Annotated in this window: 20 protein-coding genes; 7 read left to right on the forward strand and 13 right to left on the reverse strand. The window is 63.1% G+C overall.

Annotated features, from left to right (window positions below):
* The first annotated feature begins 371 nt into the window (after window positions 1-371).
* Window positions 372-1331, forward strand: coding sequence for a hypothetical protein (locus tag IVB19_RS19755; RefSeq protein WP_247819832.1), 960 nt, complete (start codon window positions 372-374; stop codon window positions 1329-1331).
* Window positions 1332-1366: 35 nt separating this feature from the next.
* Here IVB19_RS19755 and IVB19_RS19760 read toward each other — a convergent pair whose 3' ends face one another.
* Both IVB19_RS19760 and IVB19_RS19765 read right to left on the reverse strand, forming a co-directional pair.
* A complete protein-coding gene (locus IVB19_RS19760; protein WP_018455052.1) occupies window positions 1367-2005 on the reverse strand; it encodes an HD domain-containing protein in 639 nt (212 codons plus the stop codon).
* 90 nt (window positions 2006-2095) lie between these two features.
* Complete coding sequence (locus IVB19_RS19765; RefSeq protein ID WP_018455053.1) at window positions 2096-2557, reverse strand: carboxymuconolactone decarboxylase family protein; 462 nt, start codon at window positions 2555-2557, stop codon at window positions 2096-2098.
* A 137-nt stretch (window positions 2558-2694) separates the two neighbouring features.
* Between IVB19_RS19765 and pdxR the strand changes: the two genes are divergently transcribed.
* On the forward strand, window positions 2695-4113 hold the full coding sequence (gene pdxR, locus IVB19_RS19770) for a MocR-like pyridoxine biosynthesis transcription factor PdxR (protein ID WP_085384787.1): 1419 nt from the start codon (window positions 2695-2697) through the stop codon (window positions 4111-4113).
* A 27-nt stretch (window positions 4114-4140) separates the two neighbouring features.
* Here pdxR and IVB19_RS19775 read toward each other — a convergent pair whose 3' ends face one another.
* Window positions 4141-4914, reverse strand: a complete 774-nt coding sequence (locus IVB19_RS19775) for a helix-turn-helix transcriptional regulator (protein ID WP_018455054.1) — start codon at window positions 4912-4914, stop codon at window positions 4141-4143.
* Between the two features lie 107 nt (window positions 4915-5021).
* Between IVB19_RS19775 and IVB19_RS19780 the strand changes: the two genes are divergently transcribed.
* Window positions 5022-6101: a zinc-binding dehydrogenase gene (locus IVB19_RS19780; protein WP_018455055.1), complete on the forward strand. Its 1080-nt coding sequence runs from the start codon at window positions 5022-5024 to the stop codon at window positions 6099-6101.
* 77 nt (window positions 6102-6178) lie between these two features.
* On the opposite strand, the gene IVB19_RS19785 is transcribed toward IVB19_RS19780, so the two are convergent.
* The 8 genes from IVB19_RS19785 to IVB19_RS19820 form a co-directional block, all read right to left on the reverse strand.
* Entirely contained in the window at window positions 6179-6880 is a 702-nt protein-coding gene (locus IVB19_RS19785; protein ID WP_018455056.1) for an ABC transporter ATP-binding protein, read from the reverse strand.
* 7 nt (window positions 6881-6887) lie between these two features.
* Window positions 6888-8168: a lipoprotein-releasing ABC transporter permease subunit gene (locus IVB19_RS19790; protein ID WP_018455057.1), complete on the reverse strand. Its 1281-nt coding sequence runs from the start codon at window positions 8166-8168 to the stop codon at window positions 6888-6890.
* A 90-nt stretch (window positions 8169-8258) separates the two neighbouring features.
* Window positions 8259-9578, reverse strand: a complete 1320-nt coding sequence (gene proS, locus IVB19_RS19795; RefSeq protein ID WP_018455058.1) for a proline--tRNA ligase — start codon at window positions 9576-9578, stop codon at window positions 8259-8261.
* A 153-nt stretch (window positions 9579-9731) separates the two neighbouring features.
* Window positions 9732-11294: a copper resistance CopC/CopD family protein gene (locus tag IVB19_RS19800; RefSeq protein WP_018455059.1), complete on the reverse strand. Its 1563-nt coding sequence runs from the start codon at window positions 11292-11294 to the stop codon at window positions 9732-9734.
* The gene (locus IVB19_RS19805) at window positions 11294-11812 is read right to left on the reverse strand and encodes a YcnI family copper-binding membrane protein (RefSeq protein WP_018455060.1); all 519 of its coding nucleotides are present in this window, start codon (window positions 11810-11812) and stop codon (window positions 11294-11296) included. The genes IVB19_RS19800 and IVB19_RS19805 overlap by 1 nt, the downstream gene beginning before the upstream one ends.
* 32 nt (window positions 11813-11844) lie before the next feature.
* Window positions 11845-12363: a copper chaperone PCu(A)C gene (locus IVB19_RS19810; protein ID WP_026232867.1), complete on the reverse strand. Its 519-nt coding sequence runs from the start codon at window positions 12361-12363 to the stop codon at window positions 11845-11847.
* 122 nt (window positions 12364-12485) lie between these two features.
* On the reverse strand, window positions 12486-14693 hold the full coding sequence (locus tag IVB19_RS19815) for a TonB-dependent receptor family protein (protein ID WP_247819833.1): 2208 nt from the start codon (window positions 14691-14693) through the stop codon (window positions 12486-12488).
* A gap of 84 nt (window positions 14694-14777) precedes the next feature.
* A complete protein-coding gene (locus tag IVB19_RS19820) occupies window positions 14778-15152 on the reverse strand; it encodes a DUF2946 family protein (protein WP_026232869.1) in 375 nt (124 codons plus the stop codon).
* A 477-nt stretch (window positions 15153-15629) separates the two neighbouring features.
* Between IVB19_RS19820 and IVB19_RS19825 the strand changes: the two genes are divergently transcribed.
* The 4 genes from IVB19_RS19825 to IVB19_RS19840 all read left to right on the forward strand — a co-directional run bounded on the left by IVB19_RS19825 (window position 15630) and on the right by IVB19_RS19840 (window position 19748).
* Window positions 15630-16034 carry a globin gene (locus IVB19_RS19825; RefSeq protein ID WP_018455065.1) on the forward strand — a complete coding sequence of 135 codons (405 nt, stop codon included), beginning with the start codon at window positions 15630-15632 and terminating at the stop codon, window positions 16032-16034.
* A gap of 141 nt (window positions 16035-16175) precedes the next feature.
* Entirely contained in the window at window positions 16176-17198 is a 1023-nt protein-coding gene (locus tag IVB19_RS19830) for a sugar ABC transporter substrate-binding protein (RefSeq protein WP_018455066.1), read from the forward strand.
* 6 nt (window positions 17199-17204) lie between these two features.
* Window positions 17205-18707, forward strand: a complete 1503-nt coding sequence (locus IVB19_RS19835; RefSeq protein ID WP_018455067.1) for a sugar ABC transporter ATP-binding protein — start codon at window positions 17205-17207, stop codon at window positions 18705-18707.
* Between the two features lie 12 nt (window positions 18708-18719).
* Entirely contained in the window at window positions 18720-19748 is a 1029-nt protein-coding gene (locus IVB19_RS19840; protein ID WP_026232870.1) for an ABC transporter permease, read from the forward strand.
* A gap of 326 nt (window positions 19749-20074) precedes the next feature.
* On the opposite strand, the gene IVB19_RS19845 is transcribed toward IVB19_RS19840, so the two are convergent.
* The gene (locus tag IVB19_RS19845) at window positions 20075-20779 is read right to left on the reverse strand and encodes an L-2-amino-thiazoline-4-carboxylic acid hydrolase (RefSeq protein WP_018455069.1); all 705 of its coding nucleotides are present in this window, start codon (window positions 20777-20779) and stop codon (window positions 20075-20077) included.
* Between the two features lie 41 nt (window positions 20780-20820).
* Entirely contained in the window at window positions 20821-21213 is a 393-nt protein-coding gene (locus IVB19_RS19850) for a RidA family protein (protein ID WP_026232871.1), read from the reverse strand.
* Window positions 21214-21248 lie beyond the last annotated feature (35 nt).

Raw genomic sequence — 21248 nt, forward strand, 5'->3', positions numbered from 1 at the left:
CAAGTTGTGGCAGCGCGGATCGTCGTGTAGCATCGGCGTCTGCTTTTCACCGCGCGTGGCCCCCATCGTTTCATGCTCGCCCGTCGTCTGCTTGTCCTGGCCTTGCTATTGCTTCCCGGCGCATTGCATGCCGAAGGGACGCCGGCCGAGAAGGCTGGAATTGCGTCCAGGCTGACGATCTATCTTGCCAAGGGGCCACCCGACGCGTGCGGACCGGGCTGCGACCGGTGGATCGCCATCGAGGGCGATATCGACCAGGACGCCGCGCCGCGCATTCGCCGCTTCCTCGCCGGCGTCAAGGACACGCAGCGTCCGATCTACCTGTATTCACCGGGTGGAAACGTGGAGCAGTCCTATGTCATCGGGCGGTGTTGCGCACCCGCAAGGCGGTCGCTCGGGTTGGCCGGACCATCGCGACGGCGTGCGCCGCGGGCACGCAGGTGGACGCCGCGTGCCTGAAAATCAAAAATACCGGCGGCGAGGTGGAAGCCGAACTCACCACGTACCATGCGATGTGCAACTCGGCCTGCGGCTACCTGTTTCTCGGAGCGACATCGCGCGAGGTCGCCCCCGACGCCGCGCTGGCGGTCCATAATTCCAGGCTGGTCCTTGCCTTTCACGGGAATCCGCCTCCGGCGGCAGTCGCGGAATACAGGCAGCGCCGGATGGCCAGGGCCGATCGTGATCGCGCTGCGTTCATCGCGGCGATGGGGATCAGCCGCGAGCTAGACGATCTGATCCGGACGGTGAAGTTCGAAAACCTGCACCTGCTGACGCGCGCCGAGCTCTATCGTTTCGGCATCGACACGCGTTCGCTTGCCGAAACGACATGGAAACTGGAAAAGGAAGCGCGCCCCTTCGCCCGCAAGTTCGCGATGCTGAAGAAGGAGAACGGCGCTTCGTTCCGACCTATGGAATGGCGTCTGTCTTGCGAAAGCGGAAAGCGCGTGCCGTTGACATTCGCGCGCGAGATCGACGAGACGGCCATCGGCAAGACCACCATCCTGGTGACGGCGGACGCCGCTCCGGACAACGCGGCCGGAGGGTCTGTGTTGCGGGCCGGAAAATACGAAGTCTGGCGCGGCAGCATTGATCCGGACATGCTCAAAGCGATACTGGCGTCCCGCTCCCTCCATGTCCGCGAAACCACGCTGTTACCCGACGACAAGGCGGACATCACGAAATTCGACATCGACTTGACGGGCCTGACGTCAGTGTGGCCGCAGCTTGCGGCGTCATGCGCGGCGGCGACGCCGGCTCCGAAGAGCCCGTGGCCGGCCATTCAGCAGCCGAACGCCAGCGTAACGCCCCCGGCCGCACCGTCGCCATGAGTCAACGTGGCGAAACTCGAACATCGCGCCGAAGGTCAGCTCCGCCAGGGAGTGTTGCGGATGCGCGTGCATGCGTTCGGCTTGTGAAATGTGGGGTCGTGATCTTCGATGTAATCGAAATTGACAGTCCCGAACGTGGTCTGCGGCTTCTTCAAGGCCGAGCAGGTTTGTACCTGAAGGAATTCGTTCTTGAAATCACCGCGCGGAAATGCGGTGGTCACCTGGTCGCGCTGCTCTGGCGAGTACTCGTCATAGCCAATCCCCACGACGTCGACCAACACACCCGCATTCGTGAGAGCGATTTCCGGCCGCATGTATTGTGGAATTCCGGGCGTCGTATGTAACGCGATCGCCTCCCAAACCAGATCGGCTTTTGGCTCGTCGATGCCGTGCCCCCTCAGAAATTCGCGGGCGGCATCGGCGCCCTCAACTTCAAATCGCTTGGTCTGTGTATGGTAATGGTCGACAAGCCCGAGATCGTGGAACAGCGCCGCGATGTAGAGCAGCTCGGAATCGAATTTCAGATTTTGCCGATGTCCCTTGATCGCGCCGAACACAAAGACGCGGACCGAGTGGTTGAACAACATGTCGTTTTCGTACTGGCGCACCAGCTCGGCGGCCTCCCGTGTGATCTTGCTGTCGGGAATCTTCACGCCGGAAATTGCGATGGTCATTTCAAGCTCCTGCCTTGAATCGCCGATATCTCAGGACATGCCGTCGCAGTCGATGGCATGTGTTTACCCTCTTGCCGTCTGGCACCGGGGTCAGGCTGCCATCTCTTTCGCGGCCTGTGGCGTATTTCGGAAGCTGATTGCCATGCGATTGTACGCATTCATCAGGCCGATCGCGATGGTGAGATCGACGAGCTCGCGCTCCTCGAAGACGGCGCGGGCAGCCTCGTAAGCTTGATCCGGGATGCCGGTTTCGGCCACACGGGTCACCGTTTCAGCCCATGCGAGGGCGGCACGCTCCCGCTCGTCGAAGAGATGACCGCCTTCCGCCCAGGCCTGCACCAGCGCGATCTTTTCGATCTTCTGTCCGCTCTTCAGCAGATCGCGCGTGTGCATGTCGAGGCAGTAGGCGCAATTGTTGATCTGCGAAATGCGCAGATAAACCAGAGTGACGAGCGTTGCAGGAAGATTGCTCTGCATGACATAGCCGTAAACGCCGCCGAGCGCTTTCATGCCTGCGGGTGCAATGCGGTCGTAGTCGAGACGCTTAGCCATTTTCATACTCCATGATCGGTTCTGTTCGGCGGCTGTCGCCATGTACTTCCGCCATGTACTTCCCTGCCCGATAAATGGCCCCGCCATGGTCTACAAAAAAGCACCAAGAATGGACGAAAATCGTGTACCACGGGGGCATGGTCAAACCGCTGCAGCTGGAGCTCGATCGATCTGCGAAGACGCCATTGGCGGAACAAATCCGCAGAGGTATCGGAGCTGCCATCGAGAGCGGCGTGCTGGCTCCGGGAGCTCGTCTGCCCTCATGGCAGGATTTGGCGGCTCAGCTGGGCGTGGCGCGCGGCACCGTGCGATCGGCCTACGAAAAACTTTCCTCTGCGCAACTGATCGTCGCGTCGCGCGCGACCGGAACGCGTGTTGCGGATCGACCCGCCTTTACCCCTCGGCAGGAAGCCGCTCCCCACCCCGGCTCGTTCATGGAGATGTACCAGGAGCTCACTGCGGGACCGGCCGTTTTCCAAATGGGTGTGCCCGCTCACGAGACCTTTCCCGCCAAGCTCTTCTCGAGGATGCGCACGCGGGCGGTGCGCGCGGAAACCAGCGCACCGGCCATTTATCGGGATCCCCGCGGCGAGCTGGAATTGAGGCGCGACATTGCGGCATATCTCGCGCTGGCGCGGGGTATCGAATGTGCACCGTCGCAGATCATCATCACCGGCGGCTTCAGCAGCGGCCTCGGACTGGCACTGCGGGTTCTCGGCCTCGAGCAGAAGAAGGTCTGGATGGAGGACCCGGGCTTCCCCTTCACAAGACACGGCCTTGAGCTTGCAAGGTTGTCGATCAGGCCGATCCCGGTTGATGTAGACGGCATTGACGTCCGTTACGGCCTGAAACACGCTCCTGATGCTGCGTTGGTGGTCGTGACGCCGGGACAGCAGGCACCGCTTGGCTCCACCTTGTCGCTGGCAAGACGTTCATGTCTTCTCGACTGGGCAGCCCAGGAAGGGGTATGGGTGATCGAGGACGACTATCTGAGCGAGCTTCAGCTGAGAGGGCGGGCCACACCGGCGCTCGCCTCTCTCGATCGTTTCGGGCGCGTGATTCACATCGGGTCGTTCAGCAAGACCCTGACTCCTGCCTTGCGGCTGGGCTTCGTCGTTGCACCCGCCTCTCTGGCATCCCGTTTTGCCGAGGTAGCGGCATGCCTCGCTCCGGCGCCCGGGCCCTCCGTACAGCTCGCAACCGCCGAATTCATCCGCGACGGCCACTATCTGCGGCATCTTCGACGCACGAAGCGGGCCTATGCCGCGCAAGGCGATGCGCTGCTGAAATATTTGAAGGCACGCGCCAAGGACGTTGCGAAGGACGTTGCGATCGCCGGATTGGCCGCGGTCCTGAGACTGCCGGACGGAACCTCCGACGTCGCGATCGCGAGGGAAGCAGCATCGTTTGGGTTGGCGCCCACGCCCCTATCGCTATGGCATGCGTCCGCGGCCTCGGCGCGATCCGGCCTGTTGCTGGGCGTCGCCACATCTCCCCACAAGAGGATCGAGGCGTCCTGCGATCGGCTCCTTCAGATCATCGACCGTCATACGTGACGAGCTTCGACCCCATGTTTCCGCAATCTACACCGGCGTGTAGATCACGAGCTTCAGCGCCGGATCGTCATTGGCCTGAAAGCTCGTGTGCTCGAACCGGAGCACGCCCTTGGTCGGATGGTTCATGATCTTGAGGCCCGCGGCAGTGCTGCGGATCTCGTGCGCCTCCCACCATTTGACGAATTCCGGACTGCCCTGGCGCAGCCGCGTCAGCAATTCCGTAAAGGCGGGATCGCCGGCCCAGACGTCGTGAGTGGCGCGAAACATCGCGACCATGCTCTTGGCGATGTCAGCCCAGCCGGCACCGTAGAATTTTCGCGTCTGCTTGTTCGTCATGACCAGCAGCAGCGTGTTGCGGTCCTGCTCGGGCAATTGTCCGAACCCGAAGATCTCCTCGGCCGCCGCGTTCCAGGCCAGCACGTCCCAGCGCCGCCCCGTGACATAGGCCGGCTGCGCCAGGCTCTCGATCATCCGCCGAACGGGGGGCGGCACGATCTCGCGCGTGAACGCGCGCCTATCGCCGTCGCGCGCAAGTGCCTTGAGATGGGCGTGCTCGGTCTTGCTGAGGCGCAACGCTCGCGCCAGCGCATCCACGGTGGTGACCGAGGGGCTGACGGTGCGGCCCTGCTCGAGGCGGATGTACCAGTCGACGCCGATGCCGGCGAGCTGCGCCACCTCTTCGCGGCGCAGGCCCGCCGTGCGACGCCGCCGGCCCGCGGGAAGCCCGACCGTCTTCGGCGACAGCTTTTCGCGGCGGGACCTGAGGAAGTCGCCGAATTCGACGCGGCGTGGGTCGGCCATGGTGACGTGCCTCGATGGAGGGCTTGGGGAATACTAGGATAATACCAGGCCTTCCTGGGCCTGGAAAGGCGGCGCATATGGGCTTCAACCCACTTTGAGGTGAGATCATGAAAGCTGCCGTATTGAAATCATTTGGATCGCCGCTTGCGATTGAGGAAGCCGCGGACCCTGTGCTCGGCACGGGCGAGGTCATCGTGGACGTCATCGCAACGCGGGTGCTGTCCTACATGAACGAGGTCTTCAGCGGGGCACGCAACTATGCCCTCGACCTGCCGATCATCCCGGGGCCAGGCGGCATCGGCCGGGTGCGCGCCATCGGCCCGGACGCAACCAAGCTCAGCGTTGGCGACTGGGTGTTCTGCGACCCGACGGTGCGCTCGCGCGACGACGCCGCAGCGCCCGACATTGCCCTGCAAGGACTCACTGCCCCCGGTGCCGGCGCCATGCGCCTGCAACAGCATTTTCGCCATGGCTCGTTCGCCGAGCAGATGCGGGTGCCGACGGAGAACGTCAAACGGCTTGGCACGATCGCGTCGGAGGACGCCACGCGATGGTGCGCGCTGGGGACGCTGCTGGTGCCCTATGGCGGCTTTCTCGCCGCCAGCCTTCAGCCCGGCGAGACCGTGCTGGTGAGCGGGGCCACCGGCAATTTCGGCAGCGCAGCCGTCTCCGTCGCGCTCGCGATGGGCGCGGCCTGCGTGGTCGCGCCCGGCCGCAACGACAAGATCTTGGCCGACCTCGTCCGCCGTTTCGGCGATCGCGTGAAGCCGGTCAAACTCTCCGGCAACGAGGATCACGACCGCGAGAGCATGAAGCGTGCGGCGCCCGGGCCGATCGACTGCGTGCTCGACATCATGCCGCCCTCGGTGAGCACGAATGTGGTGCGCGCGGCGATCATGACGGTGCGCCCCAATGGCCGCGTCGTGCTGATGGGTGGCGTCGGCATGGCCGGCGGCGCTGGCCTCGAGCTGCCCTACCCCTGGATCATGCGCAACTGCATCAGCATCCACGGCGTCTGGATGTATCCGCCGGATGCGGCAAGCCGCCTGATCGCGCTGGTGCGCGCGGGACTGCTGAGGCTGGAGGAGTACGAGGCCACGGCCTTCGACCTCGACCACGCCAATGAGGCGGTAGCCCATGCCGCAGCCAATGGCGGGCCGTTCAAATTGACGGTGATCCGGCCTTGAACCTCCCGGGAGCACCATTTTTTTCGTCAGTGCGCCCAAGCACTTGGCTACTGTGCATGGGGTTGTTTTCGCGGTTTTTACTCGAGCTCGACCACCTGGCCGTTCGACAGCGACACGCGGCGGTCCATCCGGCCGGCGAGCTCCATGTTGTGGGTCGCGATCAGCATCGAGACCTTGGTCGCCTTGACGAGCTGCATCAGGGCCTGGAAGACGTGGTCAGCGGTGTGCGGATCGAGATTGCCGGTCGGCTCGTCCGCAAACAGCACCCGCGGAGCATTGGCCACCGCGCGCGCGATTGCAACGCGCTGCTGCTCGCCGCCCGACAGCTCGGACGGACGGTGCGTGATGCGCTCGCCGAGGCCGAGATAGCCAAGGATCTCCTTGGCGCGCTTGACGCTCTCGGATTTCTTGAGGCCGCGGATCATCTGCGGCAGCATGACGTTTTCCAGCGCCGAGAACTCCGGCAACAGCCGGTGGGACTGGTAGACAAAGCCGATGTCGGTGCGGCGAAGCTGGGTGCGCTCGATGTCGGGCAGTTGCGAGGTCGGCGCGCCATTGACGTAGACCTCGCCGGAATCAGGCGCTTCCAACAGACCCGCGATGTGCAGCAGCGTCGACTTGCCCGAGCCTGACGGCGCCACCAGCGCGACGGACTGCCCCGCCCACAGCGCGAGCTTGGCGCCGTCGAGGATCGTCAGCGGCACCTCGCCCTGCAAGTACTGTCGCTTTATCTCGTGGAGATAAATGACCGGTACATCTTCCGCCCCCTGCTGCTCCATCAGCCCCTCACTCGTACCGCAGCGCTTCGACGGGATCGAGGCGCGCGGCGCGCCAGGACGGATACAGCGTCGCCAGGAACGACAGCGTCAGCGCCATGATCACGACGGCCGAGGTCTCGCCGATGTCGATCTCGGCGGGCAGCTTCGACAGGAAATATAGCTCTGGCGAAAACAGTTCGGTGCTGGTCAGCCAGGACAGGAATTGCCTGATCGATTCGATGTTCAGGCAGATCACCAGCCCGACGATGAAGCCGACCATCGTACCGACCACGCCGATCGAGGCGCCCGTGATCAGGAAGATGCGCATGATCGAGCCTTGCGAGGCCCCCATGGTCCGCAGGATCGCGATGTCGCTGCCCTTGTCCTTCACCAGCATGATCAGGCCGGAAACGATGTTGAGCGCGGCGACCAGCACGATCATGGTGAGGATCAGGAACATCACGTTGCGTTCGACCTGGAGCGCGTTGAAGAAGGTCGAGTTGCGCTGCCGCCAGTCCACCAGAAACACCGGCCGGCCCGCCGCCTCCGTCACGGCCTGGCGGAACGCGACGATCTGATCCGGATTGGTGGTGAAGACCTCGATCGAGGTGACGTCGTTGCTGCGGTTGAAATAGGCCTGCGCCTCCGCGAGCGGCATGAACACGAAGCCGAGATCATACTCGGACATGCCGATCTCGAACACCGCGGCGATCTTGTACGGCTTGATGCGCGGTGTCGTGCCCATCGGCGTGACCGCGCCCTTAGGCGCCACCAGCGTGATGCTGTCGCCGGCGTGCAGCGACAGCTGGTCAGCGAGGCGCCGGCCGATCGCGACCCCCTGCCCGTCATCGAAGCCCTCGAGCGAGCCCTGCTTGATGTTCTTGGCGATCGAGGTGAGGTTGTTGAGGTCGTCGGAGCGGATGCCGCGCACCAGGACGCCGGAGGCGTTCCACGGCGATGACGCCAGCGCCTGGCCATCCACCACGGGCGCTGCGAGCCGAATGCCCTGGACCTGACTGAGGCGGTCGGCGACGTCCTTCCAGTCGGTCAGCGGCGATTCCAGCGGCTGGACCAGGATGTGGCCGTTGAGCCCGAGTATCTTGTCGAGCAACTCCTTGCGGAAGCCGTTCATGACGGCCATGACGATAATCAGTGTCGCCACGCCCAGCATGATGCCGAGGAAGGAGAACCCGGCGATGACCGAGATGAATCCCTCCTTGCGGCGCGCCCGTAGGTAGCGCCCCGACAGCATCCACTCGAATGGTGCAAAAGGCGCGGTTTGAACAGTTTCGGTCATGGTCTCATCCATCGCTCGATAGTCCCATGATTCGGGGTCAAATGTGGCCGGATTGGCGGCCGCGATCTCGGGCGATGAACAATATTCAGCCGACCAGCCTTATCAGCCCACAAGTCTTGCGACCGCGTCCGCAGGCGACATGGTCTCGCGGGCGCCGTCACTTCGCCGCTTGAGCTCGACCTTGCCGTCGGCGAGCCCTTTCGGCCCGATCATGATCTGCCACGGAATGCCGATCAGGTCGGCGGCGGCGAATTTGGCTCCGGCGCGCTGTTCGGTGTCGTCGTAGAGCACGTCGACGCACTTGGCGGACAGCTCCGCATAGAGCTTCTCGCAGGCCGCATCGACCGCGGCATCGCCCTGCTTGAGGTTGAGAATCGACACGCGGAACGGGGCAACGGCCTCCGGCCATTTGATGCCGGCATCGTCATGGCAGGCCTCGATAATGGCGCCGAGCAGGCGCGAGACGCCGACGCCGTAGGAGCCGCCGTGGATCGGCACGTCGACACCGTCGGGGCCTGCCACCAGCGCCTTCATCGCCTCGGAATACTTCGTGCCGAAATAGAAGATCTGCCCGACCTCGATACCGCGGGTGTTCACCCGCTTGTCCGCGGGCACTTCCTGCTCGAAGCGCGCGGCGTCGTGAACGTCTTCCGTCGCCGCATAGACCGACGTCCATTGCTTGATGATCGGCGTCAAATCGCTCTCATAGTCGACGTCCTCGCCCGGCACCGGCAGGTCCAGCACGTCGCGATTGATGAACACGCCGGATTCGCCGGTCTCGGCCAGCACAATGAACTCATGACTGAGATCGCCGCCGATCGGGCCGGTCTCGGCGCGCATCGGGATCGCCTTCAGCCCCATCCGCGCGAAGGTGCGCAAATACGCGACGAACATCTTGTTGTAGGCGACGCGCGCCGCGGCCTCGTTGAGGTCGAATGAATAGGCGTCCTTCATCAGGAACTCGCGGCCGCGCATCACGCCGAAGCGCGGACGCTGCTCGTCGCGGAATTTCCATTGAATATGATAGAGATTCAGCGGCAGGCTCTTGTAGGACTTCACATAGGCGCGGAAGATCTCGGTGATCATTTCCTCGTTGGTCGGGCCATACAGCAGCTCACGCTTGTGCCGGTCGGCGATGCGCAGCATCTCGGGGCCATAGGCATCGTAGCGGCCGCTCTCGCGCCAGAGGTCAGCGAGCTGGAGCGTCGGCATCAACAGTTCCAGCGCGCCGGAGCGGTCCTGCTCCTCGCGCACGATCTGCTCGATCTTCTTCAAGACGCGGAAGCCGAGCGGCAGCCAGGCATAGATGCCGGCGGCCTCCTGCCGGATCATGCCGGCACGCAGCATCAGCCGATGCGAGACGATCTCCGCCTCTTTCGGATTTTCCTTCAGAATGGGCAGAAAGAACCGCGACAACCGCATGGCAATACTCGAGGAATCAGTGATGACTTGCAGTGAAACCGGATTGGGAGCCAAAACACAAGACCGGGAATGAGGAAAACCCGCTAACACAGCGGAATTCCTGTCATTTTTCCGTCGACTTCAGATTCGACGTGATGTGCCGAAGAGCCCGATTCAGGGCGCCGCCACCTCAAGCTCGTCCTCCAGCGTGATCTTCTCGAAATCGCTCACCAGCGCGTCGATCCGCACATGCCAGCGGCCCGCAAAGGGCAGCTCGACCTTGCGCACGTGCCAGTAGCTGTCCGGCCCGAGCGAGGCGTTCCGCTCCATCGGCTCGATGCCGCGTTCGGGCAGGCTCAGCGTCAGCGTCACCTCCTTGGCCTCCAGCACCGCCCCCTCGCCAGTGATGAGCTGCAGCACGAAATCGTCGATACCCGCCTTACCCGGCGAGACCAGGATCTGAAACATCGCCCTGTCGGTGTGGATGTGGATCGCCAGCGGGGTCTCCGGAACGATCGTCCGCGGCGGCGGCGTGAAGCGCCAGCCGGCGACCACGGCGAAGATGCCGAGCGCGATGGCGCATTCGATCACGATCGAGCGCTTCAGGGCCGGCGCAGCCTTGTGATCTCCCGCGAGCGCCGGGGTCAGGCGGAAGCGGTTGAGCGCGGCAAGCGCCAACAGCACGAGGACCAGCGCGAGCTTGATCGAGAGGATGAGCCCGTAGCGGGTCTCGACCAATGCAGACGGATCCTCAAGCTGGACGATGGCGAGCGCGAGGCCGGTCAATGCGAGAACACCAACGACCGGCGCGGCGAGGCGAGAGAAGCGGTTCACGACAGGCAATGCCACGGCGGGCCGCTTCGATAACAGGGCGACCAGCGGTGCGAGGGCTCCAATCCAGAAGGCAACACCAAGACCATGGAGAAAGATTGCCGGCCGGGTCAACAGTTCGGGCGGTGCCGTAGCGGCGTGCCCGGTCATTGCCAGCGACAAGCCGACGCCGACGAAGGCAATAATGGTCAGAGCGCGCGCGCACCACGCGCTGCCTAGCGCCAGCAATGCGAACAGCATTGCAGCGACGGCCACGAGCAAGGCGGGGCCCGCGCTGGTCCCGAATGCCACTTTCCAGGGAGCCATCGTCGCGAGAGCCGACAACGGTAGCCCGAGGAGATCAAGCCCCAACACGCCAAGGGACACCACCGCGCTCGGGAGACCGATGGCGAGCGCCACACGCGGGACGGTTATGCCCGTCATCGACCACGCAACCCAGCGCGCAAAGAACGCGCCGCCGACGCCGACGAAGAGGCCAAGATAGAGACCGACCCGCGCCAGCCAGATCAGCACGTTCAATCCGCGATCGGCGTTTGCGGGAGGTTGCGTCCCCGTCGGCGTGCCGATAGAGAAGATCACCGATCCCGTAACGGGATGGCCGTCCTGCGAGATCACGCGATAGCTGACGACCGCCGTGCCCTGCGGCATGTCCATCGGCATCGCGACCGAGATGGTCTCGCCCGATGCGTTGACGCGCACATCATCCCGCGCCCTGCCCGCGCCGTCGATCAGCCGGATCGCGCCCGGCGTCACTGTCTCATTGAAGCGCAACTCCACCGCCTTCGGCGCGCTCGCGAGCATGCTGCCGCTCGCCGGCTCGACCGCGACGAGCGCCGCGTGCGCCGAGGCGCCGGTCGCGAAGCCGACAACGAGAAGCAGCGTCGCCAGCGCGGCGAGCAGGCGCATCAGGGTTTTGGCAGAAGTTTTACGCCCGGCGCCGGTGACTTGCCCTCGTGCGAATGCCCTGCCCCCTCCGCGGGGATCTCGATCCAGCGGCTGACGCCGGTCTCGCATTCCTGGACGACGGGGAAGTACAGGATTGTGTTCGGTTTGAGCGTGTCGGTCAGGGCCGTGTGCATGACGAACTCGTCATAGTTCTTGTCCGGCAGCTTACCGCCGGACCAGGTCACCTCCTTGACGCCGGACGAAAGCTTGTTGCCGTGATAGTCGTATTCGCTGGCATATTTGCCCTCGACCACGTCAACACTCCAGCCCGCCTTCGGCATCGGTTTCACCGCGATCACGCCTTCCGGGATCTGCACCCGGATTTTCACCGTGGGCGAGCCGGCGCAACCGTGCGGGACAGCGAAGACGGCCTTGTACGATCCCCCCACGGTTGCCTGCTTGCCTTCGAGGAAGACGTGCGCAGTCGCTGGCGTTGCCGCAAATACGCTCAGAACAATCAGCCAGGTTCGCTTCGACATATTGGATCTCCCAAAGGTCCAGATCATGCTCGTCACATCTTCATTCCAGAATGATCAGGCATTTTCTTCATCATGTGCCCACTGTCGCCGGGCGCCTGCGCGCCGACGCCCTGGACGTCGAGGGAAACGGCGACCTTGCCGGCCTTCTCGAACTGAAGCGTCACTGGCACCTTGTCGCCCTGCTTGAAGGGGCCCTTCAGCTCCTGGAGCATGAGGTGGTAGCCGCCGGGGGCGAACTTCACCGTCTTGCCGGGATCGATCACCAGGCCCTTGTCGAGCAGGCGCATCTTCATCACGCCGTTCTCCATCGCCATCTCGTGAACCTCGGCCTTCCCCGCGATATCCGCGGAAACGCTGACCAGCTTGTCGGCCACTGTGCCCTTGTTCTCGATGGTGAGATAGCCGCCGGCGACCTTGGCGCCGCCCGGCGTCGCCCGGCTCCACGGTTGCGAGATGACGAGATCGCCGGCCTTGATGTCCTCGGCCTGCGCGACGGCACAGGCGGTCAGCAACACTGAAATCGCAAGGAGAGTTCGTCCGATATTCTTCATGTTGATTGCCTCTTTCTCGATTGATCGGGCCAAGAATGGCCCTGCATTCTTGCGATCACTTTCCGCCGCCGTCAGCATCGGCATTCGGAATGCGGGCCTGCCGCGGAGCCGAGCATAGAGCGTCACCATCGATACCTCATTCCAGCGTATACTGCTCTTCCAGTACCCGGCTCAAACAATGCTGACGTCGCCGTCGCTCGATCGATGATGCTGGCGCTGGCTATGTAGGTCTTGTTGGTGAGATTGCGCCCCTCGATGTAGGCAGACATCGGGCCGCCATTGTCGAATCCGGCTTTCAATCCCAACAGGGCGTAAGGCTCTGTCGTCAGCGTGTTCATGCTGTCGACGAAGTAGGCCTGTGGCACCCATTCTACGTTGGGTCCAACATAGAAACCGGTAGGGTGCTTGTAGAGAAGCTCCGTGCGCAAATAGTGAGTTGGGGCTCCCGGCAATCGATTGTTTCCGAAGATCGGATCTTTGTCGAAGCGGAAGTCGTTGAAGGAATAGGCGACATTTAGCCAGATCTTGTCCGGCGCCGGGCCATTGACGAAGATGTCACGAAAGATGGCTGCGCCCGCGCCGGCCTCGACGCCCTGATGGATGGTGCGGTCGGCATTGGTCACATTGCAATTGCCGAAAGCACTATAGAGGCATTGCAATTCGTCGCGAATGTTGGCCCGGTAGGCCGTCAGTTCCCAGGCATAATCAGATCGCTTCATGCGAGTCCCGATTTCGTACGTGGTCGCAATCTGCGGGCGGATGCTGGTGAACGGGATCGTCGGAATGCCGAGACCGATCGCGCTTTCGCCGAAGCTCGGCACCTCGGCACTCCGCGAGACATTGGCGAAGGCCTGCCAAGCCGGATCGATTTGCCACAACAGACCGCTTTTCGGCGACCAGAGATTAAAGCGCGTCGCCCCCGATTGATCCCCGTCGCTGAGGAAACGATCCTGCCGATTACGGGTCGCGTACAGAAATTGCGTGCCGCCGATCAATGCAAGATTTGGAAGGACGTAGAAGCTGTCTTCGATATAGGCGGAGGTGTTCTCCGACCGATCGATCGAGGAAGAAAGCAGAGCGCCCTTCCTCCCGCCGATGTTGGCGAACTGCTGGTTGTCGATGCTGCCGTTCAGCACCTGGACGCCCGCGACCAACCTGTTGCGGAAGCCGCCAATGGTGCGGTCATCCGTGATCTTCGCGAATCCGCCGTAGTCCTTGTAACGGTAGTCCAGCCACTGGAAAATCGGATGCATCAAATGCCGATCGACGCCAAAGGCGCCGAATTCGACTTTGGTGTCATCGAAACGAACGGTGGTTTTGTTGGCGAGCCTGACAGTGTCGATATTGCGCTGCTGATCCATCGCAACATTCGCCGGTGCAGCAGCTTCCGGATTGGTCAAAGCGGACGTCTTGGTCACGGTACCCGGAATTCGCTGCCGCACCTCGTTGGCATTGAGGTAGAACCGTGTCTCGACATCCGCGGAGAACTGATAGCCCACATTACCGCTCAAACGGTTGCTCGAGCCGAAGCTGTGATCGCGAAATCCGTCTGCGGCCTGCGCGGAAGCGGTCACGAAACCATCCCACCGCCCGTTGACGCCTCCCGCGTTCGCCTGAAGTCGTTTGTAGCCGAATCCTCCGACATCGAAGGATACACCGTTCGGAAACGAGTCGCGGCCAGTCGGGGTCACAAAGTTGATCGCGCCCCCCAGCGAATTGGCGCCAAACTGAAGCGCATTGCCGCCCTTGAAGACTTCGACATATTTGTAGGCGCTCGGATCAATCTCCTGGAAATCGCCATAGCCATCCGCGGTGTTGATCGGAATGCCGTCCATATAGAGCTGCACGCCGCGCAGATGAAAATTGCGCGACAGGCCGGATCCGCGAATCGAAAGACGGGTGTCGTCGCCCCATTTGGGCTGGGCGTACACGCCGGGCACGTAATCCAGAACATCCTTGATCGTGTTGGACGGCGTCGAGTTCCTGTAGGCATCGGCCGAGACGAGCGCCACGCCGCCCGGAGTCTGGTCAATTTCCGCCAGCGCTTGTTGAGCAGTCAGAACCGTCAGGGCACCCGGAGCCCCTGCACTCTGGTCGCTCACGGTTTCCTGCGGTGATGGGGTCGTTCGCAGGCTTCGGGTGATGCGGGCCGATCGCGCAGAATTGCGTGGCGGTCGGACCGCCGGCGTACGCTTCTGGTGAGGCGCCTCAACCGTGATCGGCGGCAGCACTGCGCTGCTGTCTTGGGCAAAGGCTCCGCTCGACGACGCAAGCAGCGCGGCCTGAATGGCAACGACGCTCACGCCAAGGCGGGCATGACAACGTAACATGGGGCATTCCTGACGCCGGGCTTTCTCTCCGGCCATTCGACAGCATCAATCGCCTGCGGCGGACCGCGGCGATCACGAGAGTCGTCAGGAAAATTGAGGCGGGGCGCGCGCCTGGGCGTTTGTACCCTTATGGGCCGCGCCGGCGAATGCCTCCGCCGCGTGCCACACCACGCGCTGGGCGTGGCGCAAGGGAACGGAGAGTTCGGCGTGCGGCGGCGAATCGGGCGACGCGCCCACCTGCGCCAGGCAACAGAGGGCACACGTACCGGCATGTGCGACCGGCGTACCCGCCGGATCGTTCAGCCCGCCTTGCTCGCCTGCGCTGTGGCAGATGACGGCGGCGGACAGCGGATCGGCCACGGCCTGGCCGGCCGCCAGACAGGCGGCAATCGGCGCCAGCACCTGCATAACTAGGGCAAGCAGGACCAGAGGTAGGAATTTTTGCAGCCGTGCGCGCATCCGCCGAACCGTTTGTTCGTCTACTAACTAAACACCGGCGGATGGCCAAGTCGAGCCCGGTTCCGCCGCCTTCTTGGTCCCGCGCAAAATTCCCCGGAAACTGTGGTCCGGCCGGCCCAAGGGAGGGGACCTCCGGGATTTGAGGCAGTCGAGACCTGGCCCATCCACAGATTTCTTATATTTGTCATACACTTATGCGGCCGGCCGTCCGATCATTTCGTCAATTGCTCGAATTTTGAACATTCGTTGCCGAAAATGATGACAAGTGAGAAAAGTTGATCTAGCATCCTTTTGCTCAGGCTGGCCGCGAGGTCGAAGTCTGGTGGTCCAAGTCTCGGGAGGAGCCCCTGACGCGCAAAATGCAGCGTCGCCCCGCCAATCAAGATCAAATCTTAGAATCGGGGATAATAGGGTCGACACAATTTTCGAGCGGGGCTAGGGCCCCGCTCTTTTTTTGTCTGCGGGGCTAAAGCACCGATGAATGCTTCTCCCAATCCGATCGAACAGAGCTTTGAACTTGCAGCCTCGCGCTGCACCGATCTCACGCCACACGTCTATCAACGGCTGTTCGAACAGCATCCCGAAACGCGGGCGATGTTCCGCACCCAAGGCAGCGAACTCGTGATGGGATCGATGCTGGCTCTCACGATCGAGGCCATTCTCGACTTCGCCGGTGATCGCCGCGGGCAATTCCGGCTGATCACATGCGAGGTCGTATCGCACGATGGCTACGGCACGCCGCGCGAGCTGTTCATCGCCTTCTTCACCGTCATCAGGGATACGCTGCGCGATCTTCTCCGCGATGAATGGTCGCCGGACATGGCGCAGGCATGGGACCGATTGCTCATCGAGATCGACGCGTTCGCCGGCGCCCCGGCCTGACGCTTTGCGCTGCACCAACACGGGCTCGCGGCGACCCCGCCGTTGATTGCGGATTGAGTGGTACCAACTCTTGTGAGACACTTTCGAACATCGGTCGCGCAATCAATGACGCGCCGAGATAGAATTGTATGGGAGCGAGCGATGTCCGGGACGAAAGATTTCTCGACGACGAGGCGCGATCTTCTTCAGGCGGCAGCAACCGCCGGCGCCGCGACTGCCATCCTCGGCAGCATAGGCATAAACCCCGCCCTTGCAGCCGAAGTCGGACGAAGCGAGAAGCCGCTGAAGGCGGCGTTCTCCAACGCGGGCCTCCAGGCGACCTGGTGCGCGCAGGGCAAGCAGGCCGCGGAATTCTGGGGCAAGCTGTTCAATGTCGAGGTCACCTGGTTCGACGGCCAGCTCGATGCCGTGAAGCAGCGCGCGGCGATCGACAACATGGCCTCGCAGAAATGGGACTTCGTCGCGATCCAGGCTTTTGGCATCGGCACGCTCACCCAGCCGGTGCAGAAGATGATCGACGCCGGCACGCCCGTGATCGACATGGACACGCTGATTGCGCCGCTCGACCAGATCAACGTCCACTCCTTCCTCGCCCCCGATAACGAGTTCATGGGCGCCTCGGTGACGCAGGCGCTGTGCAACGCCATGGGCGGCAAGGGCAAGATCATCATGACGCAAGGAGCCCTCGGCCACACCGGCGCGCAGGGCCGCGCCAAGGGCTTCAACAACGTCGTGAAGCAATTCCCTGGGATCGAGGTGCTCGACACCCAGCCGGCCGACTGGGATGTGTCGAAGACCGCGCGTCTCTGGGAAACCTACCTGACGAAGTATCCGCAGATCGACGCGGCGTTCTTCCACAATGACGACATGGCGCTCGCCGCCGCCAACATCATGAAGGCGCGGGGCCGCACCAACATCCTGATCGGCGGTGTGGATGCGATGCCGCCGGCGATCCAGGCGGTCAGCGAAGGCCGCATGTTCGCCACCGTCCGCAATCCGTCCTGCCGCATTCATGGCGGCGCCATCATTGCGGGCGTCTCCGCCGTGGCCGGCGGCGAAAAGAGCGGACAGGGCATCCCGAAGAACGTCGTCACCGACGGTCCGGTCGTGACCAAGGCCAACGCCGCCGGCATGCAGTGGATGCAGGATCATTTCCTGATCTGAGCCTCCATGCGAGAGGATCGTTCACCCATTCTGGAACTGCAGGGCATCACGAAGAGCTTCGGCGGCGTCGAGGCGCTTCGTGGTGTCGACTTCGCGCTTTCACCCGGCGAGATCCATGGTCTCGTCGGCGAGAACGGCGCGGGAAAAAGCACGCTGATGAAGATCATCGCCGGCGTGCACACCGAATTCTCCGGCCGCTTCCTGATCGACGGACAGGAGATGCATTTCCGGTCGGCCCGCGATGCCCACAGCGCCGGCATCGCCATGGTGCACCAGGAGCTCTCCGTCGCGCCCGACCTCACGGTTGCGGAGAACGTGTTTCTGGGCAACCAGCCGACCAACGCCCTCGGCCTCGTGCAATGGCGGCGGATGGCGCGGGAGGCCGGCGAGCAGCTCGCCCGCTTCGGCATCGACGTCGATCCGATGAGCAGGCTCGGCGACCTCCCGATTGGGCTGCAGCAGCTGATCGAGATCGCGCGCGTGCTGTTCTCCGGCGCGCGCATCGTCATCCTGGACGAGCCGACGTCCGCCCTCTCTCCGCCCGAGGTCGAGCGATTGTTCGCGACCCTGCGGCGCCTGCGCGAGGAAGGCACGGCGATCGTCTTCATCTCGCATTTCATCGAGGACATCTTGCGCGTGTCCGACACGGTCACCGTGTTCCGCAACGGGCGGAAGGTCGCGGAGACGGCAAGTGCCGCGACCAACAAGGGCGCGCTGATCGAGGCCATGATCGGCCGCGGCGGCGAAGCGCTCGAGCACAGCTACAGCGACGATTTGATGCTGCCCCAACCGAGCGACAGCTCGGTTGTCCTAAGGGTCGACCAGCTGTCGCTGGCCCGCAGCCTGAAGGACATCTCCTTCGAGGCGCGCGCCGGCGAAGTGCTCGGCATCTACGGCTTCATGGGCTGCGGCCAGCAGGAGCTGTCGCGCATCTTGTTCGGCAAGCTGAAGCCGGACGGCGGCACGCTCGCTGTCGAGGGCAAGCCCAAGACCTTCGCGAGCACGGCGGCGGCGCGGCGCGCCGGGGTGGCGCTGGTGCCGGAGAGCCGGCGCGCGATGCTGTTTCACCAGGAGCCGGTTTACAAGAACATCTCGATCAGCATCCTCGATCGCATCTCGGCGTTGCTGCTCAAGCCGGCGCAGGAGCGCGACATCGCAAAGCGCCAGGTCGAGCAGCTCCAGATCAGGCCGCCCGTGGTCGGCCTCGATCTCGGCATGCTCTCCGGCGGCAACCAACAGAAAGTCGCGCTGGCGAAATGGCTGACCTATCCGCCAAAACTGCTGGTGCTCTGCGAGCCCACTCGCGGCATGGATGTCGGCGCCAAGAACGACGTCATCAACATCGTCCGTGATCTCCGCGCCAGGGGGCTCGCGATCATCGTGCTGTCGACCGAGCCGGAAACGGTGCTGTCGCTGGCCGACCGCATCCTGGTGCTCAAGCGCGGCGCATTGGTGCGCGAATTCAAGAACGAGCCGGTCAGCAAGGACCGCCTGCTGGAAGCGGCGTGACGGAGAAGCACCATGGCAAGCAGTGACACGGCTTTGGCGGCGGGGCAGCGGACGCGAGGGCTTGCGCCCTTCCTGCGCTCGCAGATGCGCAACATCGCCCCGTTCCTGACGCTGATCTTCCTGTCCGGCTTCTTCGCGCTGGCCAGTCCGTCGTTCGCGACGCTGGACAATCTCGGCAACATCCTGACGCAGGTCTCCGTCACAGGCATCATCGCCGTCGGCCTCACCTTCGTGATCCTCTGCGCGGAGATCGACCTCTCGATCGCCAGCATCGCCAACGTCACGGGCATCGCGGTCGCCTACTTCACGCTCCAGGAATCCTACGTCAACATTCCCAACATTCCCCTGCCCGGCGCCGCGGCGATCCTGCTGGCCATTTTGCTCTGCGCGTTGCTCGGCCTCGTCAATGCGCTGGGGCTGACCGTGATCGGCATCCCCTCCTTCATCATGACCCTAGCGATGATGCAGATCGCGGCCGGCATCTCGGCGCTGCTGGTGCGCGGCCAGATCGCCTACAAGGTGCCCGGCGTGATCACCACGCTCGGCTCGGGTTCGATCGGCGGCATCCCATGGATCGTCATCGTCGCCGCGATCATGCTGCTCTTGGGACATCTGGTGCTGACCTACACGCGCTTCGGCCGCTACGTCTACATGGTCGGCGGCAACCGCGAGGCGGCCGAATATTCCGGCCTTAACGTCAAGCTCATCCTCGGCGCGGTGATGGTCATTTCGGCGGTGTGCTCCGGGATCGGCGGCATGCTCGGTGTCGCTCATTTCGGCAGCGCGCAGCAGAACGAGTTCGACACCTATCTGCTCGACTCCATCGCTGCCGTCGTCGTCGGCGGCACCAGCCTGTTCGGCGGCCGCGGCGGCATCGGCAACACCATCGTCGGTCTCTTCGTTCTCGGTGTTCTCAACAACGGCCTCGACCACGTCAACATCGACAGCTTCCTGAAAATCCTGATCCGCGGCCTGATCCTGCTGGCAGCGCTGGTGATCAATGTTTATGCGCAGCGGCTGAGGGAGAAAGCGGTGGAATAGCCGCCCCTCAAAACAAAAAGCGCGAAAACAACCCCATGCACAGTAGAGACTGTGAGGGAATTCAACGACTTACAAAAACCCGAAATTGTGTAGCTGCGACCGTGGCGGCATTTGACTCGTCGGGCAAAACAGGAGCAGGATGTCATCGTGGCAGCGGGCGCGGATGGGCTCAGGGTCGCTCCCCAAACTCCGTCATTGCGAGCGCAGCGAAGCAATCCAGGCTGCCGCCGCGGAAAGATTCTGGATTGCTTCGCTGCGCTCGCAATGACGACGTGACAGCAGGGGCAATCCAGCCTCACCTCGATCGCGGAGCATGAGAACGCGGCTTAGCTCTCCGCTTTCTCATCCGGCGCAAGCCGCGAGAACCGGAAATTGCAGTGGCTCGCACCGCCCGCTAACGTCTGTGTCCTTTCCAGCCGGATGCCTCGCGCTGCGTAGGCAACGAAATCGAGCCCGCAGATGTTCGGCAAAATGTCCTTGTCGCCATGGCGCGCCGCGAGTTTGCAGAAGCCGCAAGCCTTGTAGTTGATGCCGAACTCAAAACTGTCACCCGTATCAGGCTCGACGAAATCGTAGACGAAATCTTCCGGAAATTCGGTCTGATGGCTTTCAGTCGCGCTTCTTGCCGCCTGCTCGCGCAGCAAGGCCTGGTTCTCCGGCGACATGAATTGACGCCCTGAGGCGAGACGCTCCGCTTCAGGCGCGGTGAGCAATTGCGCCTTGTAGGTTTCCCGCTCGATCTCGCCGATCACAGGCACCGGCACGCCGTGGCGCCGCAGCACCCGGCTGATGGCCATAAAACCCATCAGACGCATGAAGAAATCGCTCATGCGGCTTGCCGCGCCGCCGACATAGGGCATTTGGATGAGCACGATTTCGAACTCGTCCATCACCTCGCGCCTGATCTCGTCGATCTCGGAAAGTTGCGCGCACTCACGCAACATCGCTTCGGCCAAATCGAGCCGATCGCGCATGGCGGCCTCCATTGCACCGCGATGCGCTTCGTAAAACGGATGGATGATCTCAGCCATGGGACACCCGATATGATTGGCTCATTGCAAAGTCGGCTGGTTCACTCCGCGGCGATCGCCTCGATCTCCAGCAGCCATTTGCTGTCGACGGTCTCGACGATCACGACCGTCAGCGCAGGCTGGTGTTCGCCCAGCATCGCGCGACGAATGGAGCGGTTGGTCACGAGTTGATTGCGGTCAGTCAGGAACGTGGTGACCTTGACCAGATGCGCGATGCCAAGGCCGGCGGCAGCAAGCACCTCGATCAAATTGCGCCAGGCCTGCTCGCACTGCGCCTCGAAACCTTCGGGCACGGTGCCGTCGAGTCTCTCCGGCACCTGGCCGCTGATGAACAACAGGCGGCGATACTGCGTCAATTCAAGTCCCATGCAGTAGCCGCCGGCAGGCGCATGGACTGTTGCGGGATTGTGGCTGACGAGGTGAGCTGGGGGCACGAGGTTTCTCCGGATTGCGGGTCGGACCGTATCCG

This window comes from Bradyrhizobium sp. 187 (assembly GCF_023101005.1).
GTDB lineage: Bacteria > Pseudomonadota > Alphaproteobacteria > Rhizobiales > Xanthobacteraceae > Bradyrhizobium > Bradyrhizobium canariense_D.

Excerpts from the sequence above, each read along its gene's own strand:
- IVB19_RS19790 (WP_018455057.1), bottom strand. The coding sequence starts at position 8,168 with ATGGATGAGACCATGACCGAAACTGTTCAAACCGCGCCTTTTGCACCA.
- IVB19_RS19760 (WP_018455052.1), bottom strand. The coding sequence starts at position 2,005 with ATGACCATCGCAATTTCCGGCGTGAAGATTCCCGACAGCAAGATCACA.
- proS (WP_018455058.1), bottom strand. The coding sequence starts at position 9,578 with ATGCGGTTGTCGCGGTTCTTTCTGCCCATTCTGAAGGAAAATCCGAAA.
- IVB19_RS19845 (WP_018455069.1), bottom strand. The coding sequence starts at position 20,779 with ATGGCTGAGATCATCCATCCGTTTTACGAAGCGCATCGCGGTGCAATG.
- IVB19_RS19780 (WP_018455055.1), top strand. The coding sequence starts at position 5,022 with ATGAAAGCTGCCGTATTGAAATCATTTGGATCGCCGCTTGCGATTGAG.
- IVB19_RS19800 (WP_018455059.1), bottom strand. The coding sequence starts at position 11,294 with ATGCGCCTGCTCGCCGCGCTGGCGACGCTGCTTCTCGTTGTCGGCTTC.
- IVB19_RS19810 (WP_026232867.1), bottom strand. The coding sequence starts at position 12,363 with ATGAAGAATATCGGACGAACTCTCCTTGCGATTTCAGTGTTGCTGACC.
- IVB19_RS19820 (WP_026232869.1), bottom strand. The coding sequence starts at position 15,152 with ATGCGCGCACGGCTGCAAAAATTCCTACCTCTGGTCCTGCTTGCCCTA.
- IVB19_RS19840 (WP_026232870.1), top strand. The coding sequence starts at position 18,720 with ATGGCAAGCAGTGACACGGCTTTGGCGGCGGGGCAGCGGACGCGAGGG.
- IVB19_RS19815 (WP_247819833.1), bottom strand. The coding sequence starts at position 14,693 with ATGTTACGTTGTCATGCCCGCCTTGGCGTGAGCGTCGTTGCCATTCAG.
- pdxR (WP_085384787.1), top strand. The coding sequence starts at position 2,695 with ATGGTCAAACCGCTGCAGCTGGAGCTCGATCGATCTGCGAAGACGCCA.
- IVB19_RS19830 (WP_018455066.1), top strand. The coding sequence starts at position 16,176 with ATGTCCGGGACGAAAGATTTCTCGACGACGAGGCGCGATCTTCTTCAG.
- IVB19_RS19835 (WP_018455067.1), top strand. The coding sequence starts at position 17,205 with ATGCGAGAGGATCGTTCACCCATTCTGGAACTGCAGGGCATCACGAAG.
- IVB19_RS19775 (WP_018455054.1), bottom strand. The coding sequence starts at position 4,914 with ATGGCCGACCCACGCCGCGTCGAATTCGGCGACTTCCTCAGGTCCCGC.
- IVB19_RS19785 (WP_018455056.1), bottom strand. The coding sequence starts at position 6,880 with ATGGAGCAGCAGGGGGCGGAAGATGTACCGGTCATTTATCTCCACGAG.
- IVB19_RS19825 (WP_018455065.1), top strand. The coding sequence starts at position 15,630 with ATGAATGCTTCTCCCAATCCGATCGAACAGAGCTTTGAACTTGCAGCC.
- IVB19_RS19765 (WP_018455053.1), bottom strand. The coding sequence starts at position 2,557 with ATGGCTAAGCGTCTCGACTACGACCGCATTGCACCCGCAGGCATGAAA.
- IVB19_RS19805 (WP_018455060.1), bottom strand. The coding sequence starts at position 11,812 with ATGTCGAAGCGAACCTGGCTGATTGTTCTGAGCGTATTTGCGGCAACG.